At 42.7% G+C, this 17026-nt stretch carries 15 protein-coding genes; 1 reads left to right on the forward strand and 14 read right to left on the reverse strand.

What is annotated here, in order from left to right; all coding sequences use genetic code 11:
• Positions 1-92 precede the first annotated feature (92 nt).
• Entirely contained in the window at positions 93-731 is a 639-nt protein-coding gene (gene plsY / locus IGI96_RS01040) for a glycerol-3-phosphate 1-O-acyltransferase PlsY (protein ID WP_015510003.1), read from the forward strand.
• Between the two features lie 52 nt (positions 732-783).
• Here plsY and IGI96_RS01045 read toward each other — a convergent pair whose 3' ends face one another.
• From IGI96_RS01045 to IGI96_RS01110, 14 genes are all read right to left on the reverse strand, one after another.
• Entirely contained in the window at positions 784-1659 is an 876-nt protein-coding gene (locus IGI96_RS01045; RefSeq protein ID WP_438784789.1) for an aldose 1-epimerase family protein, read from the reverse strand.
• Between the two features lie 11 nt (positions 1660-1670).
• Positions 1671-2462: a GTP-sensing pleiotropic transcriptional regulator CodY gene (codY, locus tag IGI96_RS01050; protein WP_005229632.1), complete on the reverse strand. Its 792-nt coding sequence runs from the start codon at positions 2460-2462 to the stop codon at positions 1671-1673.
• A 13-nt stretch (positions 2463-2475) separates the two neighbouring features.
• The gene (hslU, locus tag IGI96_RS01055; RefSeq protein ID WP_010749393.1) at positions 2476-3873 is read right to left on the reverse strand and encodes an ATP-dependent protease ATPase subunit HslU; all 1398 of its coding nucleotides are present in this window, start codon (positions 3871-3873) and stop codon (positions 2476-2478) included.
• Positions 3874-3887: 14 nt separating this feature from the next.
• Positions 3888-4430, reverse strand: coding sequence for an ATP-dependent protease subunit HslV (gene hslV, locus IGI96_RS01060; protein WP_005229630.1), 543 nt, complete (start codon positions 4428-4430; stop codon positions 3888-3890).
• A 22-nt stretch (positions 4431-4452) separates the two neighbouring features.
• A complete protein-coding gene (gene xerC / locus IGI96_RS01065; RefSeq protein ID WP_118215448.1) occupies positions 4453-5391 on the reverse strand; it encodes a tyrosine recombinase XerC in 939 nt (312 codons plus the stop codon).
• 195 nt (positions 5392-5586) lie between these two features.
• The gene (locus IGI96_RS01070) at positions 5587-7023 is read right to left on the reverse strand and encodes a flotillin family protein (RefSeq protein WP_015510006.1); all 1437 of its coding nucleotides are present in this window, start codon (positions 7021-7023) and stop codon (positions 5587-5589) included.
• Positions 7024-7036: 13 nt separating this feature from the next.
• Positions 7037-7462 carry a hypothetical protein gene (locus IGI96_RS01075; RefSeq protein WP_118215447.1) on the reverse strand — a complete coding sequence of 142 codons (426 nt, stop codon included), beginning with the start codon at positions 7460-7462 and terminating at the stop codon, positions 7037-7039.
• 119 nt (positions 7463-7581) lie between these two features.
• A complete protein-coding gene (trmFO, locus tag IGI96_RS01080) occupies positions 7582-8883 on the reverse strand; it encodes an FADH(2)-oxidizing methylenetetrahydrofolate--tRNA-(uracil(54)-C(5))-methyltransferase TrmFO (RefSeq protein WP_005229622.1) in 1302 nt (433 codons plus the stop codon).
• A 151-nt stretch (positions 8884-9034) separates the two neighbouring features.
• Positions 9035-11113 carry a type I DNA topoisomerase gene (gene topA / locus IGI96_RS01085; protein ID WP_005229621.1) on the reverse strand — a complete coding sequence of 693 codons (2079 nt, stop codon included), beginning with the start codon at positions 11111-11113 and terminating at the stop codon, positions 9035-9037.
• A gap of 142 nt (positions 11114-11255) precedes the next feature.
• Positions 11256-12134 (reverse strand): DNA-processing protein DprA, encoded by an 879-nt coding sequence (gene dprA / locus IGI96_RS01090; RefSeq protein ID WP_156237182.1) that lies wholly within the window; start codon positions 12132-12134, stop codon positions 11256-11258.
• A 68-nt stretch (positions 12135-12202) separates the two neighbouring features.
• Positions 12203-12967, reverse strand: coding sequence for a ribonuclease HII (locus tag IGI96_RS01095; protein WP_005229617.1), 765 nt, complete (start codon positions 12965-12967; stop codon positions 12203-12205).
• Complete coding sequence (ylqF, locus tag IGI96_RS01100) at positions 12951-13817, reverse strand: ribosome biogenesis GTPase YlqF (RefSeq protein WP_270288101.1); 867 nt, start codon at positions 13815-13817, stop codon at positions 12951-12953. Before ylqF ends, IGI96_RS01095 begins: the two co-directional genes overlap by 17 nt.
• Positions 13818-14236: 419 nt before the next feature.
• Complete coding sequence (locus tag IGI96_RS01105) at positions 14237-15133, reverse strand: class C sortase (RefSeq protein ID WP_270288102.1); 897 nt, start codon at positions 15131-15133, stop codon at positions 14237-14239.
• 22 nt (positions 15134-15155) lie between these two features.
• Positions 15156-17024: a SpaH/EbpB family LPXTG-anchored major pilin gene (locus IGI96_RS01110; protein ID WP_270288103.1), complete on the reverse strand. Its 1869-nt coding sequence runs from the start codon at positions 17022-17024 to the stop codon at positions 15156-15158.
• Between the last annotated feature and the right edge of the window lie 2 nt (positions 17025-17026).

Raw genomic sequence — 17026 nt, forward strand, 5'->3', positions numbered from 1 at the left:
CATCTTTGTCTGATCAACGAAAGATTTTCTTATTGTTGGAAAGGCGTTTTCATGCTAAAATTGCCCTAGCCTTGCAAAGAAAGTTGGTTATTATGAATACGATTCTTTTATTTATTGTTGCTTACCTTTTAGGTTCGATCCCCTCTGGTGTTTGGATTGGCCAACTGTTTTTCAAAAAAGATATTCGCCAATTCGGCAGCGGCAATACGGGAACGACCAATACATTTCGCGTTTTAGGAAAAAAAGCCGGCATCGTTGTTTTATTGATGGATATCTTAAAAGGAACTTTGGCGACCAGCTTGCCAGTCATCTTTGGTCTCCATACTGTCAATCCGCTCTGGTTTGGGGTCTGTGCGATCTTAGGTCATACCTTCCCGATCTTTGCCAAATTTAAAGGCGGCAAAGCAGTGGCGACAAGTGCTGGGATGCTCTTAGGATACAATCCGCTCTTTTTCATTTATTCTTCATTGATTTTCGTTATCTGTCTTTATGTGACAAGTATGGTGAGCCTAACCAGTATGATCGCGGCGTGTTTGATCACCTTATCGACGATCGTCTTGCCTTTTATCGCACCTGCGATCTTGCCTGAGCAAAATTGGCTGCTGACCTTCATTGCGATCGGCGTAACGATTTTTATCTTTATTCGCCATCGTGAAAACATTACCCGCATCAAAGATGGGACCGAAAGTCGGGTACCCTTTGGACTGAATAAGGGTCAAACGAACAAATAAGCAGAAGCTGAGAAAAGTCATTGCGCTTTTCCCAGCTTCTTTTTTCATACGTTTATTTAACTGTAATGGAATACTTTGTTTCAAATAATTCTTCAGGTAGAAGTGCTTGAATCTCCAGCTTCTCTGACAGCTCACCGGAGGCTTCTAGCGTATCTGCGATGCCGCACCATGGTTCAATACATAGAAATGGCGATTTCACTGGATACGTGGACCAAAAACCGACATACGACATATTATTGTAGCTTAACGTGACACTATGAGGCGATTTTTCACTGCGAATCGAGTAGGAATGTAATCCTTTCGTTTCATAAACTAGCGCATCATTTGCAAACATGTCATGGGTCAAGCGAAGATCCGTATTCGTTTGACCGAGTGTGCGTTGCTCATAATCAATATAGTTGCCTTTTAACGGCAATTTCACCCGTGATTTCTTTGGAGAAAAAGAAAGATAATAGTCTTCAAAAGTCAGCCCTTTTTCAAGTGGGACGTTGAATGCAGGGTGTCCACCAATGGAGAAATAGAGTTCTTTTTGACCGCTATTCTTCACTTGGTATTTGACGACTAAGCCATCACCGCCTAATTCATAACTGACATACAGCTGAAAATCAAACGGATACTTTGCTTTGGTTTCAGTCGAACTTTCTAGTAAAAACAAAGCGTAATCTGTGCGTTGTTCAACAACAGTAAATAACATGTCTCTGGCAAATCCATGACGAGGCAAATGATAACTCTTGCCCTCATGTTGATAGGTATCCTCTTTTAAGGCACCCACGATCGGAAATAAGATCGGTGCATGCTTTCCCCAGTGGTTTGGATCAGCTTGCCAAATATATTCAAGGTCATTGCTCGTATCGACTAAGCTTTGCAGCTCAGCCCCTTTTTCTGCAATCTTTGCTTGCAGATGACCGGCCGTGATGGTAACTGTCATGGTCTCATCTCCTAATATTGATGTTTCGTCAATTCCTCTTTAAAGCGGCTGTTAAGCACTTTTAAATAGGTGCCTTTCATCCCCAAAGAGCGGGATTCAATAATACCGGCAGACTCTAATTTACGCAAAGCGTTCACGATCACCGAACGGGTGATACCGATACGGTCCGCGATACTTGATGCGGTCAAACGACCTTCGTCTCCTTCTAATGCCTCAAAAATTGCTTGAACAGCTTTTAGCTCACTATAAGAAAGCGTGTTGATCGCCATTTGAACAGCTGTGGTACTGCGAACATCTTCTTCGATACTACGGGATTTTTGGTACAAGAATTGCATACCAACAACTGTCGCACTATATTCCGCTAATACCAAATCATCATCATCAAAGGATGTATCGATTCTGGAAAGAATGATCGTTCCTAAACGTTCTCCTGCACCGTAGATTGGTACGATGGTTGTTAGTCCGTTGGGATACAACTCGCGGCCTTCCACAGGAAAAGCCGTCATATCGTCACTGATCGGCACATTGGCTTCAGTGGAAGTCAGGTGATCGACTAAATCTGTATAATTTTTAGGAAACTGTTTTTCGACAAACATTTTTTTGATGCGCTCATTATTGACATCATGGTTCTCAACAAAACCTAACACGCTGCCGTCGACGCTAATAATATACGCATTGCTGTCTAGAATGTTTCCTAAAATGACAGCCATTTTGTCGTAAGGCAAATCAGAAGCTAAATTAAAGGTGTTTTTTTGCTGCAATAATTCGTTGATTTGTCTTGTCTTTTCTAATAATGTTTTCATTGGTCCGCTCCCTTTATAAAATATACCGGCTCAAGTCTTCATCTTTTGCGATTGAAGCAAGTTTTTCTTCCACATACGCTTCTGTGATCGTGATTTCACCCATTTGCATCTCAGATGCTTCAAACAATAGATCTTCAAGTAGTTTCTCTAGAATCGTATGCAAACGACGGGCACCAATATTGTCGGTATCGCGATTGACTTGATACGCGATTTCGGCAATTTTTTCGATGGCTTCCATCGTAAAGACCACTTTGACATTCTCGGTTCCTAACAAGGCAACGTATTGTTTGACTAAGGCATTGTTTGGTTCCGTTAAAATTTTAACAAAGTCTTCCTTCGTCAAGTCATCCAGTTCCACGCGAATCGGGAAACGCCCTTGCAACTCAGGGATCAAATCGCTTGGTTTTGATAGATGGAATGCGCCTGAAGCGATAAAGAGAATATGGTCGGTTTGTAACGTTCCATATTTCGTATTGACTTGTGAGCCTTCAACGATCGGCAAGATATCTCTTTGCACCCCTTCACGAGAAACTTCTCCTGATTGCTGTGATTTCGAAGATACTTTGTCGATTTCATCAAGAAAAATGATGCCGCTAGATTCCGCCAAACGTAATGCTTCGCTATGAATATCCGCGTCGTTGACCAGTTTGGAGGATTCTTCTTGAATCAACAATTCCCGCGCTTCTTTCACGGTTACTGTGCGTTCAATTTTCTTTTGCGGTTTCAATGCACCTAATGTTTCATTCAAATCAATGCCCATTTGTTCTAAGCCATTGTTCATCATTGGCGCTTGATTTTTCGGTTCATCGACTTGGATCGTCACTTCTCGGTTATCCAAAAGGCCTTTTTCTAATTGTTCGAAAATCGCTTGGCGATTGCTGCGAATCTCATCTGTCAATTCTTCTTTTGGTTCTTCTGGTTGTTGTGCGGCGTTGAACATATTCATCATTTGTTCATAAGGATTGGTGTTCTTTTTCTGTTCCTTTTTAATACCGGGAACTAAGACTTTTACTAAACGACGATTGGCTTTTTTCTCCGCTTGGATGCGCACGTTTTTATATTGTTCTTTTTTCACGATTTGGATCGCGTTTTCTACAAGGTCACGAACCATCGATTCTACGTCTCGACCGACATAACCGACTTCTGTGAATTTCGTTGCTTCTAGCTTAACAAAAGGCGCATCAACGATTTTCGCTAGCCGTCGCGCAATTTCCGTTTTCCCAACGCCCGTTGGTCCAATCATCAAAATATTTTTTGGTGTGACATCTTGCTGCATTTTTTCATCTAATTGCAGACGGCGGTAACGATTTCTTAAAGCAACCGCCACTGATTTTTTGGCATTGGTTTGTCCAACGATGTATTCATCTAATTCTTTCACGATCTCTCGTGGTGATTTGTTTTGGTTTGTCATATCGTCATCCCTCTTTAAAACTCTTCTACAATGATATTGTGATTTGTAAAGACACAAATGTCTGCTGCGATATTCAAGGCACCTTCAGCGATTTCTTTGGCAGATAGTTCACCGCCATAACGTTTCATCGCACGGGCTGCCGCCAAGGCATAGTTTCCACCTGAACCGATAGCTAAAATCCCTTCATCTGGCGAAATGACCTCACCTGTCCCTGAGACTAAGAGCATCTCCTTGTCATTCATGACGATCAGCATCGCCTCTAATTTTTGCATCGATTGCTGCGTCCGCCATTCTTGTGCCAATTCTACTGCAGCTCGTTGCAAGTTTCCGTTGTATTCATTTAGTTTTCCTTCAAATTTTTCTTCCAAGGTAAAGGCATCTGCCACACTGCCGGCAAAACCAACGATCACTTCACCGTTGTAAATTCGACGGACTTTCCGAGCGGTTCCTTTCATAACGACCTGTTCTCCCATCGTTACTTGACCGTCACCGGCCATGGCAAACTTACCATCTTTTTCAACCGCACAGATGGTGGTTGAATGAAATTCTGACTTCATTTACGTTCCTCCTGTACCAATTTTACGCACGTGGATGAAATTGGCGATAATTTTTTTGTAAACTATCTTTGGTGACATGCGCATAGATCTGTGTCGTAGATAGATTGGCATGCCCCAACAATTCTTGAACGGTCCGCATATCGGCTCCGTTGTTTAATAGATGGGTCGCAAACGTATGCCGCAGCATATGAGGATGGATTTTACTGTCTAAACTGCTTTTTCGGATGATTTGATTCAACACATACTCGATCCCTGTTGCAGTGATCCCATCACCTAGATGATTCACGAAAAGAACCTCGTGTTCCTTGTTCTGCTTTTCCATCAGTTGCTTGCGCCCTGAGGAAAGATAGCGCTTGACTGCCGCTTGTGCGTAACTGCCGAAAGGAACATAGCGATCTTTGTTGCCTTTTCCGTGGATCAACAAAACGCCGCTTTCCCAATCGATCGCGCCCAGCGTCAGACTGCTACACTCGCTGACCCGCAGACCTGAACCGTAAAGGACTTCTAACAATGCTTGATTGCGCTGTTGTAATGGCTCATCACCAGCGACACTTTGAAAAAGAGCATCCATTTCCTTTTCATAAAAAAAACGCGGCAATTTAGCGTTTTTCTTTTTTAAATGAATGTAGGCGAAGGGATTCTCTTTGACGATCTCATGCTTGGTTAGAAATTGGTAGAATGAACGCAAGCTAGCCATTTTCCGACTGATGGAATTACGGCTATACCCTCGTTCCGTCAAGTAGCTCAAATAGACACGAACATCACGATACTCCACCGCTAACGGGTCTTCATTGCCAGACTCTTTCAAGAAGTGAAAAAAATCGCTCATATCTTCTTGATACGCTTTTTTTGTCTTTTCCGAATACCCTCTTTCAACAATAAGATAACGAAAAAACTCTTCTTGTAATTGATCCGTTTGCAAAGTAACCCCCCTTTTCATGATTCGAAATAACTTTAGCATAGACCACAAAAAAAAACAAATGAATTGTCAGAATTTAATCAATATTTCAAAGTTTAGACATAATTGTGAAAACTTTCTAAGAATCTTCGTAAGATTCTTATCATTCTTCAGAAAGATCACTCAAAAGAGCCACAAAAACGTACCAGTCCCTTTCTCAAAATAGAGAGGGACTGGTACGTTTCCATTTATTTCCTTTTATTCGATCCGCTCCGTTGTTGGCTGAGGCGAACCATTGCTTTGTGAAACAGCCTGAACTAGCTCTTTGTTTCCTTGTTTTGTGGACATGGTGTCATTGATCAACGCCACTAAGTCTAATCCGGTGGTTTCTTTGATCGTATCAAAGGTTCGAGCTAAGCCAGCTTCTCCCATTGATTGAAGCCCATCGTTGCCGCCAAAGCTGACCACTTTATCGATATTGCTAAGGGGTGCATTGACTTCTTTTGCGATTTCAGGTAGCACTTTGATAAATTCCATCAAAATACCAGCTTCGTTCAGCTTGGTCAAAGCGATCGCCATTTTTTCTCGGCTTTCCGCTTCGGCTTGACCGACTTTTGCGATTCGTTCCGCATCGGCACTACCTAATTTTTCAATTCGTTCCGCTTCCGCTTGTGCAGCCAATTTGACTTTTTCCGCTTCGGCTTGTGCTCGGGCGATTTCACGTGCTTTGTCTGCTAATGCGTTTTGTTCAACGACATATTTATCTGCTTCGGCTTTTTTACGGACAGTTGCATTCAATTCTTTTTCTGTCAATTCCGCTTGTTTCTCTTGAATCTCAATATTTTTTTCTTGCTCGATCAATTGTACTTTCATTTGCTCACCGACCGCGATTTGCTCTGCTTTCGCATCCGCAACTTCACGTTCTTGTTTGTACTGCGCTTGTTTCAACGCCATATCTTTTGTCGCTTCTGCGATTTCTGTTTGGCGACGGATCTCTTCATGCTGTGCCAACTGTTCATTCTCGGCTTGCTTGATCCGCGTTTCTCTTAAGGCATTGGATTCTGCTACTTCAGCATTCTTCTTCACTTCAGCAATCTGGGGACGCCCTAAAGCATCGAGGTACCCATTGCTGTCGCTAACGTCTTTGATCGTAAATGAAACGATCTCCAGCCCCATTTTTTTCAAATCCGTAGAGGCAACTTCTTGTACTTGTTCCGCAAAATCATCGCGGTTTTTGTAGATGGCTTCCACCGTCATCGTTCCTAGAATTGCTCGTAAGTGACCTTCTAAGACTTCTTGCGCTTCATCTTCCAGTTCACCAGTGGATTTGCCTAAGTATTGTTCAGCGGCTGTCTTGATCGACTCGGTACTGTTGCCGACTTTCACTAATACCGTGGCACTGGCTTTGATCGGTACGCCTTGTTCTGTATAAACTTCTGGTGTCCCAATCTCTAACTTGTGGGTCAGTAAACTTAATTTATGTGCCTTTTGAACAATAGGAATCACAAACGTCCCACTGTTTTTTAAAATCTTGATGCCTTCTTTTCCTAAAAACGACCCCGTGACGATCAACGCTTCATCGGGTTTTCCGATTCGGTAGCGTATCATCAAAAAGGCGATCAATAAAACTACGAGGACAACGCCCCATAAAATCGGATTACTTAAAAAATCAACTGCTGATCCTGTATCCACCATAACCTAACACTTCCTATTCTATAAAATTTTTACTTTCAACCACCAACGCGATCCCTTTTTTATCAAAATCGACAATGATGACTTTGGTGCCGACTGGCAATCGAACATTGTTTTCACGATCTTCTTCTCGAAAAAAACGAGCAGGATAAACAGAACGTGCACCTTGACTCCCTATTTCCATGACTTCGCCGATTGTATCTCCGACAATCTTTTCCGTCAGTTCGCCGATCACAAACTCATTGCGGCTAATGACATTGCTGCGGTTTTTGTCTGTGATGCGATTGTAGAGCCACATAAAGGGCCCCAACAGCAAACTAAATGCAACAAAGACAACGAAAATGAGCCCGACCAAGAGGATCAGCCAACCTAAAAATTGGATCACTGTAGGAAAACGCTGTAAATAGTTTTGAATCAAATGAATCCATTCTCCGATCACCATCTTCACCACCTTCTGTCATTGTTACTGTCTATCATAAGTCACCTTGATTAAAGTTTCAAGACAAATTAAAAAAAAACTTTCTCACCAATTATCAGTAAGAAAGTTTTCGATCATCGTGCTTATAATTGTTCCTTGGCTTTTTCTAAAGCAGCTAACGCTCGATTTGCCAATGCTTCATAACGGGATTTCTTGTCTCTGATTCGCTCTGGAAGTTCTGGCAACAACCCAAAGTTTGCATTCATTGGTTGGAAGTGTTTGCCTTCAGCATGGGTGATATAATACGCCATACTACCAATCGTCGTTTCTTGTGGCATAATGATCGGTGCTTCGCCTTTTGCAAGTTTGGCAGCGTTGATGCCAGCCATCAACCCGCTGGCTGCACTTTCCACATACCCTTCGACCCCTGTCATTTGTCCAGCAAAAAAGAGGTCCTCACGTTTTTTCGATTGATAGGTTTGTTGCAAAAGCTCAGGTGAATTCATAAAACTATTCCGATGCATCACGCCATAGCGCACAAATTCAGCCTCTTCCAAGCCAGGGATCATCCGGAATACCCGTTTTTGTTCGCCCCATTTCAAATGTGTTTGAAAGCCAACGATGTTGTAAAGAGAAGCCGCCGCATTGTCTTGACGCAGCTGAATCACTGCGTAAGGACGCTTGCCAGTTTTCGGATCTTCTAACCCAACTGGTTTCATCGGACCAAACAACATGGTTTTCGGACCACGACCAGCCATGACTTCGATCGGCATACACCCTTCAAAGAATTTTTCTTTTTCGAATTCTTTCAAAGGAGCCACCTCTGCATTGACCAAGGCCTCACGAAACGCATAAAACTCCTCTTCATTCATCGGACAGTTCAGATAGGCTGCTTCACCTTTATCGTAACGAGATTTCAAATAAACTTTATCCATATTGATGGTTGATTTGTCAACGATTGGTGCTGCGGCATCATAGAAATAAAATCCTTCAGATCCGTTAAAGGCTTGGATCGCTTTTGAGAGCGGTTCAGAAGTCAATGGACCTGTTGCGATCACAGTGATGCCTTCTGGAATTTCAGTGATCTCCTCTTCGATGACTGTAACTAAAGGATGCTCCTTGACACGTTTGGTGACCAACTCTGAAAAATCATCGCGATCCACAGCTAAGGCACCACCTGCTGGAACCGCTGTTTTGTCTGCAGAAGTGATAATCACTGAATCCAAACGACGCATTTCTTCTTTCAAGACACCGACCGCATTCGTTAGATTGTTGCCTCGTAGTGAATTGGTACAAACAAGCTCGGCAAAATTATTTGTGTGATGGGCTTCTGTCGACTTCTTAGGACGCATTTCATAAAGATTTACTGCGACACCTGCTTGCGCTGCTTGCCACGCAGCCTCGCTTCCGGCTAAACCGGCACCAATAACATTGATTTCTTTCATAGTGCTCTCCTTTTATTTCAAAAGCTCGTCTCTTTTCATAAGAAACAGCTTGTATTAATCAAAAGGACCGGCGCTTTCTTTTGTCAGCCAACGATGAGGCTGACCGTTCAAGAGAATACGCCGATTCTTTTTTAACAGGATATCCTGCTAGTTATTTTTGCACATTTTCTTCATAGTCGCCTTTGATACAAACGACTTGTTTCCCGCCTTTGACTTTCTTTTCGACTAAATAATTATCACACTTCGGACAATTACGACCCACTGGTTTGTCCCAAGAAGTAAAGTCACATTCAGGGTAGCGGGTACAACCATAAAACAACCGGTTTTTCTTCGATTTGCGTTCAACGACTTGCCCTTGATGACAGACAGGGCACTCAACGCCGATTTCTTTCACGATTGGTTTTGTGTTGCGGCAATCTGGGAAATTACTGCAAGCATAAAACTTTCCGTAGCGGCCTAATTTGATCACCATCGGATGACCACAAAGATCGCAATCAAAGCCTGCAGGTTCATCTTTGATTTGAATTTTTTCGATACTTTCTTCTGCAGTTGTCAATTCTTTTTCAAATGGGCGATAAAACTGATCGACAACTTTGACCCATTCTTCTTTCCCAGCTTCAATGCTATCCAAGCTATTTTCCATTTCAGCAGTAAAATGCATATCAACAATTTGCGGGAAGAATTCCTCGATCAACGAATTGACGATCTCACCAAGTTCAGTTGGCTCAAAACGTTTTTGCGTCAATTTCACATAATAACGCCGCTGAATGGTTTCTAACGTCGGTGCATAGGTTGAAGGACGACCCACACCGTTTTCCTCAAGGGTTTTGATCAACGTTGCTTCGCTGTAACGAGCAGGTGGTTGGGTGAAATGCTGTTTCGGTTCGATCGATACGGATTGAACGACATCTCCTTCGACTAACTCTGGCAAGATGTTCTCTTTGTCTTCTTTGCCATCATCGCGTCCTTCCACATAGACCTGCATAAATCCTTTGAATTTGATCTTTGAACCATTGGCAATAAAGATGACACCATTTTGATCCAAAGTAACTTTCATCGTATCCAAAATGGCAGGCGTCATTTGACTAGCCACAAAGCGAGACCAGATCAAGCGATACAATTTTAATTGGTCTTTGTCTAAGAATTTCTCCATGGCTTCTGGCGTACGCAAAACACTGGTCGGTCTTACTGCTTCATGGGCATCCTGCGCCCCTTGTGCATTGGCGCGTTTTTTGCCACCGTGAGCGGAGAACTCTGAACCATAGGTGTTTTCGATAAATTCGGCTGCTTCCCCTTTGGCTGTGTCAGCGATTCGCGTCGAGTCGGTACGCATATAGGTAATCAAACCGACAGTCCCTTGTTTGCCAAGGGCGATCCCTTCATAGAGCTGCTGTGCGACCATCATGGTTTTCCGTGTTCGAAAATTCAGTTTGCGGGCTGCTTCTTGTTGCAAACTACTGGTGGTAAATGGTGCAGATGGATTCCGTTTGCGTTCTTTCTTTTCAACCTTTGTCACTTGAAAGTCTTTACCAGAAAGGCGATCGGTGACTTCTTTAATACTTTCAGCATTCGGTAATTTTTTCTTTTTGCCATCTAAGCCCCAAAAATTGGCTTTGAATTTCTTCGTGGCTTTTTTAAAGTTTCCATCAATGCTCCAATATTCTTCAGGAACAAAATCACGGATCTCTTTTTCACGATCAATAATGATCTTAAGCGCCACCGATTGAACACGTCCAGCACTTAACCCTTTTTTTACTTTGCGCCAAAGGATCGGACTCAATGAATACCCGACTAATCGGTCTAAGATCCGCCGTGCTTGTTGGGCATCGACGAGATCCACATCGATCGTTCTTGGCTCTTTGAAGGCTGCTTTGACCGCATCTTTAGTGATTTCATTAAAGACGACACGATTTTTATCTTTTAAATCTAGTCCAAGTAGAAAAGCTAAATGCCAAGCAATGGCTTCTCCTTCTCTATCCGGGTCACTTGCGAGGTAGACTTTTTCAGCTTTTTTCGCAGCAGAACGGAGACTTTTGATCACGTCACCTTTTCCACGGATCGAAATGTAATGAGGCTCATAATCATTTTCGACATCGATCCCCATCTTACTTTTAGGGAGATCACGAATATGACCGACACTTGCGACGACTTTGTAATTTCGTCCAAGGTATTTTTCAATGGTTTTCGCCTTTGCTGGCGATTCCACGATTACTAAATATTTATATGCCATATAAAGAATGGCTCCTTCCTGAATTTTTCCTACTATTATATTCTATCAATCAGTGAACCTATCGTATGCAGATGAAACATACAAATCGTAGCTTATCATAGCTTTCAAGAAAAGGTTTGTCAAGGAAGGTTGATTGGAAAAATCAAAAAAAGGCTAACTCCTGTAAAATATCTGACACACTAATCGTACATTTTGCGCCATCTTGAATCAAGTGGTGACAACCTTTTGACTGATCGGAAATCATTTCACCAGGCACTGCAAAAACTTCTCGTCCGTTTTCCATCGCTAACTGTGCCGTAATCAAAGAACCGCTTCTTTCCTTGGCTTCAATTACGCAGACCCCTTTTGAGATCCCAGCAATAATGCGATTGCGCAGCGGAAAGTGGTATCTTTGCGGTTTGGTATTGTGCGGATATTCGCTTAGCACCAGATGTTCTTGACGGATCTGCTGGAACAAACGGTAGGAAGATGACGGATAACAATGGTCCATCCCAGAAGCAATCACAGCAATGGTTTGTCCACGATTTCTGATGGCTGATTCATGGGCAAAGCTGTCGACACCATTGGCCAATCCGCTAACGATGGTATAATTTTCCGTCACTAGAGGTGGAATCAGCTTTTCGCAAACTTTTCGTGCGTATAAGGACGCCGTTCTTGCACCAACAAAGCCAATCATGGTCGTTTGTAGCAATTGCAGATTCCCTTCATAAAAAAGCATCAATGGCGGGTCCGCAATTTGTCGTAAAAGCATCGGATACTCCGCCGAGAAGAAAGTGAGGTAGTTTTGTGCGCCCATCTTTTGTGCGATGTGTTCGTCTGTCAATCGCTCCCATGATCGCCGAAAAACTGCACGGTGCTGTGGAAGGACCCCGATGGCAATCATCTCTTCCAGCGAACAATTCATCTCTTTTGTTTCCAACCAATGCCAAATGATCTTCCAACAACCTTGCAGACCAATTCCCTGACAGTAGTACAGTTTTATCAACTGTTTTTCAAAATCTGTTGCTTGTTGATACTTCATAAACAAAGCCCTCTTTTCTTAGTAATCTTACTTATAAGATTCGCTAAAAAAAGAGGGATGGATGAAATTTATAGATATTGTTTTACTGGCGCAAATGTTTTTCGATGAATAGGACAGATTCCGTGGGCAGCTAGCCCTTCTAAATGGACTTTGGTTCCATACCCAGCATTTTGATCAAACCCATAAAAAGGATAGACTTCATGAAAATCTTTCATTAAGTTGTCTCGATATACCTTGGCGATGATACTTGCTGCGGCAATGGAAATGGAACGGGCATCTCCTTTGATCAAGCTTTGTTGAGGGATTTCCGTATCGATCGTCATCGCATCGATCAGTAAATATTCGGGCTTGACTGCTAAGTCGATCAAGGCTTCTTTCATTGCTAGACGGCTGGCTTGATAGATATTGATCCGATCGATCTCTTCTGGACTGACCACACCGATACCGACGGCAACGGCTTTGTTTTGAATTTCGATAAACAGCTCTTCTCTTTTCTTGGCAGAAAGCTGTTTGGAATCATTTAGACCTAAAATCTGACATTCCTTAGGCAAGATGACCGCAGCTGACACAACGGGTCCTGCTAATGGTCCGCGCCCCACTTCATCTAAACCAGCAATAAAACGGGCGCCTTGCTGAAATGCTTCGTTTTCAAAACGCATCATTTCTTCGTATTTTTCCTGCAATAGCTGGTGTTTCACTCGCTGTTTCTCGTATTGTTGCAGCAGCTTTTGGACCCCCGCTCGTTCATCTGCTTGCAGCGCCTGTAAATACGCTTGGTCATTGAAAGCTGGATCAAATAATCGCTCTTTGATTGTCTTAATCGGCTGTTTCATCTTGGCTTTCCATTTCCTCCACTCGATCTAGTGTATATCGGCCCAATTTCCCTTGCCGAATGTCGAAGACAACGAGTTCGCTTCCTCGATCGTAATTGTCTTTATAGCCACGTTTTTCCGTGATTTTCATCAACAGATCGGGCGCTAACAACGCCTCTTCTTCCGCTTTTAGTTGATAACGATGCGCGATTCTTTCAGGATAATAGCGGGCAAAAAAATCAAGTCCATATAATGCGATATCATCCAAATGGATCAGCTGGTCTTTGATCGCTCCGGTCAATGCCAACTTCTTCCCAATCTCAGGATCTTCAAATTTTGGCCATAAGATCCCAGGCGTATCTAGAAGCTCTAGATCAGTCCCAAAACGCAGCCATTGCTGTCCTTTCGTCACGCCGGGTTTATTGCCCGTCTGAGCGATTTTCTTCCCTACTAAGCGGTTCATCAAGGTCGATTTTCCGACATTCGGGATGCCGATCACCATTGCTCGAATCGCACGAGGCTTCAAGCCTCTCGCTTTGTCGCGAGCAATTTTTTCCTTCAAGACTTGTTTTGCTGTAGGAACAATGGCTTTAACCCCTTGATTATCTTGGGCGTTGATTGCCAGTGCTAGATAGCCTTGTGCTTGGAAATAATGCTCCCATTTTTTGGTTTGAACGGGATCTGCGAGATCCGCTTTATTGATCAAGATCAATCGTGGTTTTTGTTGTAATAATTGATCTAACATGGGATTGCGGGATGAAATCGGCAAGCGTGCGTCCACGAGTTCAAAAACGATATCCACGAACTTTAATTTTTCACTTACTTCACGTCTGGCTTTCGCCATATGGCCTGGAAACCATTGAATGGTCATTTGAACGTTTTCCTCCTTGGTACTTCTTCGAATTGATAAAAAAGACAGTCGTTTTTATATTCATGTAGTCTATAGGTGACAAGAACGAAGGCTGATTGCTTTTTTTGAGTCAGAGAAACCCATCAATGCAGCAAACTAGCTGAACTGTTTGCGGATCAAGGTTCTTTTTCCAACCTGATGCATAGGAAAAGCTCGAGCGCGTTTGTTTCAACGCTCCTTGACTTTTAATTTTGGGGAAGTGGTTGAATGAAGCATCCTTACCGCTTTATTTTGGTTTTTCCTAACACACACACAATAGTCTGACTGCTTTTTTGCTATCTTTTATCTTAGTTATTGTACCATATTTCACACGACATGTTTCATTCTGACTTAGGTTAAAAAGTCATTTTCTTCTACTTAATGAGAAAAACGAACGGTCCTTACTTTTCATCAATGGAAGTATTCGAATGAAGACGTTTTTTCCGCTGAATCCTGTTACTAATCAACAAGAGGAGGATAAGAACAGTGATCACGCCTAGCATCAATCCTACTTTTTGCTGCTGTGCTTTTTTGGCGGTGGCTGTTTCTTTTTCTTCAACATAAGGAATTCTTTTGCCCCGTACCAATAAACGATGGCTATTGACCATATAGGGGGTACAGGTCAACAGCGTGACGTAATCGCTGCCTTTCACAATTTTTAATGCCTGAGTATCATCAGGGTCGACCGTTTTTATCTGATCTACTTGATACGCCAATGTATCATCAAACGTTTCGATATAAAACTCATCGCCGATCTGCAGCTTAGGCAGATCAGTAAAGAGCGTTGCACTCGTTAACCCACGGTGCCCACAAAGAACCGCATGGGTATCTTCACCACCTATTGGATACGAGGCGCCCTCCAATAATGTTGCGCCTCTTTTTAACAACGTATCGGTGGTTTGATCAAAAATCGGGAGAGCGACACCAATCACGGGGATCTTTAAGACGCCGATCGTATGTCGTTCATAGTAATCAGGTGTATCAACTGATTCTGAGTCCCTTGTTTCTGATAAATCTTGCGTTTCTTTGATTCCAGGATTGCTGGGCTGCTGTACTAGCTCTTGATTTGCTCGTTCCAACTGGTTCCTTTTTTGTTGTTTTTCTATTTCACTCATTTTTTTGGCTTGGCTTTGGTAGTAACTGATCAACTGTTGATCCAAAATCGTGTTGAGCTGATTACTTACAAAAGGATAACTGATGATCAAAACCCCTAGCAGCAGCAGAACACCCATCAAAAAATCCAATAAAGTTACTTTTCTAGTTGGTGCTTTTACGCCATTTCTTCGTCTGATACTCATCGTGCTTTTTCATCTCATTTACTTACCCTTTCCGTTTTACAAAATAACCCCCTGCTAAACCAACGATCATCACTCCGATTGCGCCCAATAAATACGTGCCGACACCACCAGTTGCTGGTAAGGTTCCTTTGCGGCGGTTAGGAACTTTTTCGGGCTCTCCCAATTGCTCTTTCGTTCCATAAGACGTTTCATGGACTTCAAAAGCGATGCGATTTGTTAGCAGCACGTAATTTTTCGGTGCTTTTACTTCTTCCAAATAGTACGTGCCAAATTTCAACCCGATGATATCAACCAATCCATCTGTTCCTGTGGTAAATTTCGTCGCTTGATCCGCTGTTTGCACCCAAGATACCTGTTTGGTTCCCTCTTCGATTTTCAAGTAGTTGGCATCATCACGGTCTTGATCCCGTACAACAAAAACTGCATCTGCTAATGCTTCGGTAGCGGTCACAGCCCCATCGACTTTTAAGAAGCGTTTGCCCCCTGTCAAAACTTCCACGCTTGGCGGCGTTTGATCCGTCATGAAATCTGTTTCTACATTTGCTTCATTCTTAAAGCCATTGATAGGCATAGCCTGTTCATTTAAATACATATAATACACAAAGCGCAATTGATTTCCCGGCGTTAGTTGCGGCACAAATTCTGGATTGATGGTTACCGTAAAGCCATGCTCTTTTTCCGCTACTTGATAGTTCGTTGAATCGATTTTCTTTTCTCCATCATACAACGCATAGCCAGTTTCTCCCTCTGCTGTGTTTTCAAAAGTCAATGCTGGATCGTGCGCATCGATCAATTGGAAATGTTTGTATTTGTTTTCTGCTCCTACTTTGTCTTGGATACCTAATGGGATATTGACCGTTAGGTGATATTGAATTCTTTCGCCGATTTCCACGTCTTTGCCGTCTAATTGTGGTGTTGTTTTGGTAACATTTGTCGTGTCATTCTTGACTGTTAACTCAACCGTGACGTCATTGCCTACTGCGATCGAAAAATCCTTGATGGTTTCTTGCTCGATCAAGGCGGCTTGACTTGGGGCTTTCGTTTCCTCTAATTGATAGGTGCCTGCTTCTAACTGCTCAACTTTTAACTGTCCTTTTTGGTTTTCATCAACATCGATGGTCGTTTCTCCAGCAGCATATTGTTTACCTGTTAAAAAGCGGTACGCTGCTTGTTTGTCAGTCGTCCACGTATAAAGTCCATCGGCTGCACTTAAAATATATTTCTTGGTCTGTGCGTTTCCTTCTTGCTTTGAGATAACAAATTCCGCATCATTCAGTGGTTCGTTTTCCCCCGTTCCTCGCTTATTCACAAGGAGCGTTCCTTCATTTGTGACAGTATTTTTAGGATAAAGATGAATCGTGTCTAATTCTTCTTCCCCGTAAGCATACGATCCGTCTGCTTGTTGGATCATTTCGTAAACAGGAAAGGCGATCACCATGTTCTCAGCAGTGGTAACACCGTCTTTAGGGTCTTCTACAATGGTGTAAACTGCATCCCGATCGGCTTGTTTTTTCGGCAATTCAAAAACCAAATCACCGGCTGCATCTGTTTTCCCGCTAGCTACAGGGGAACCAGGCGTCAAGGTTTGGACTTGACGCTTCGCTTCCTCAACGGAAGCCCCTGCAGATCGTTTTTCATAAAATGCTGTGGTCACATCATAGACAGAAAAAGTGACATCGGCTAAGCCTTGGTATTGATCAAACTCTGCCATCTCAGTCCCACTATTTTGAATCAATGAACCTGGCAAATTGACCATTTTCTTTTTATGCAGATGGATCTGTGCCAAATTGCTCTCTGCGGATACTTGCTGATTTTTCGTTCCAAAAAAGACAAATGGCAGAAGTAAAAATAGGAGACAAACCATTTTCGTATGATTAAAAATCTTTTTCATTG

Origin of the sequence: Enterococcus sp. DIV0421, assembly GCF_051713745.1 — a bacterium.
Lineage (GTDB): Bacteria > Bacillota > Bacilli > Lactobacillales > Enterococcaceae > Enterococcus_D > Enterococcus_D casseliflavus.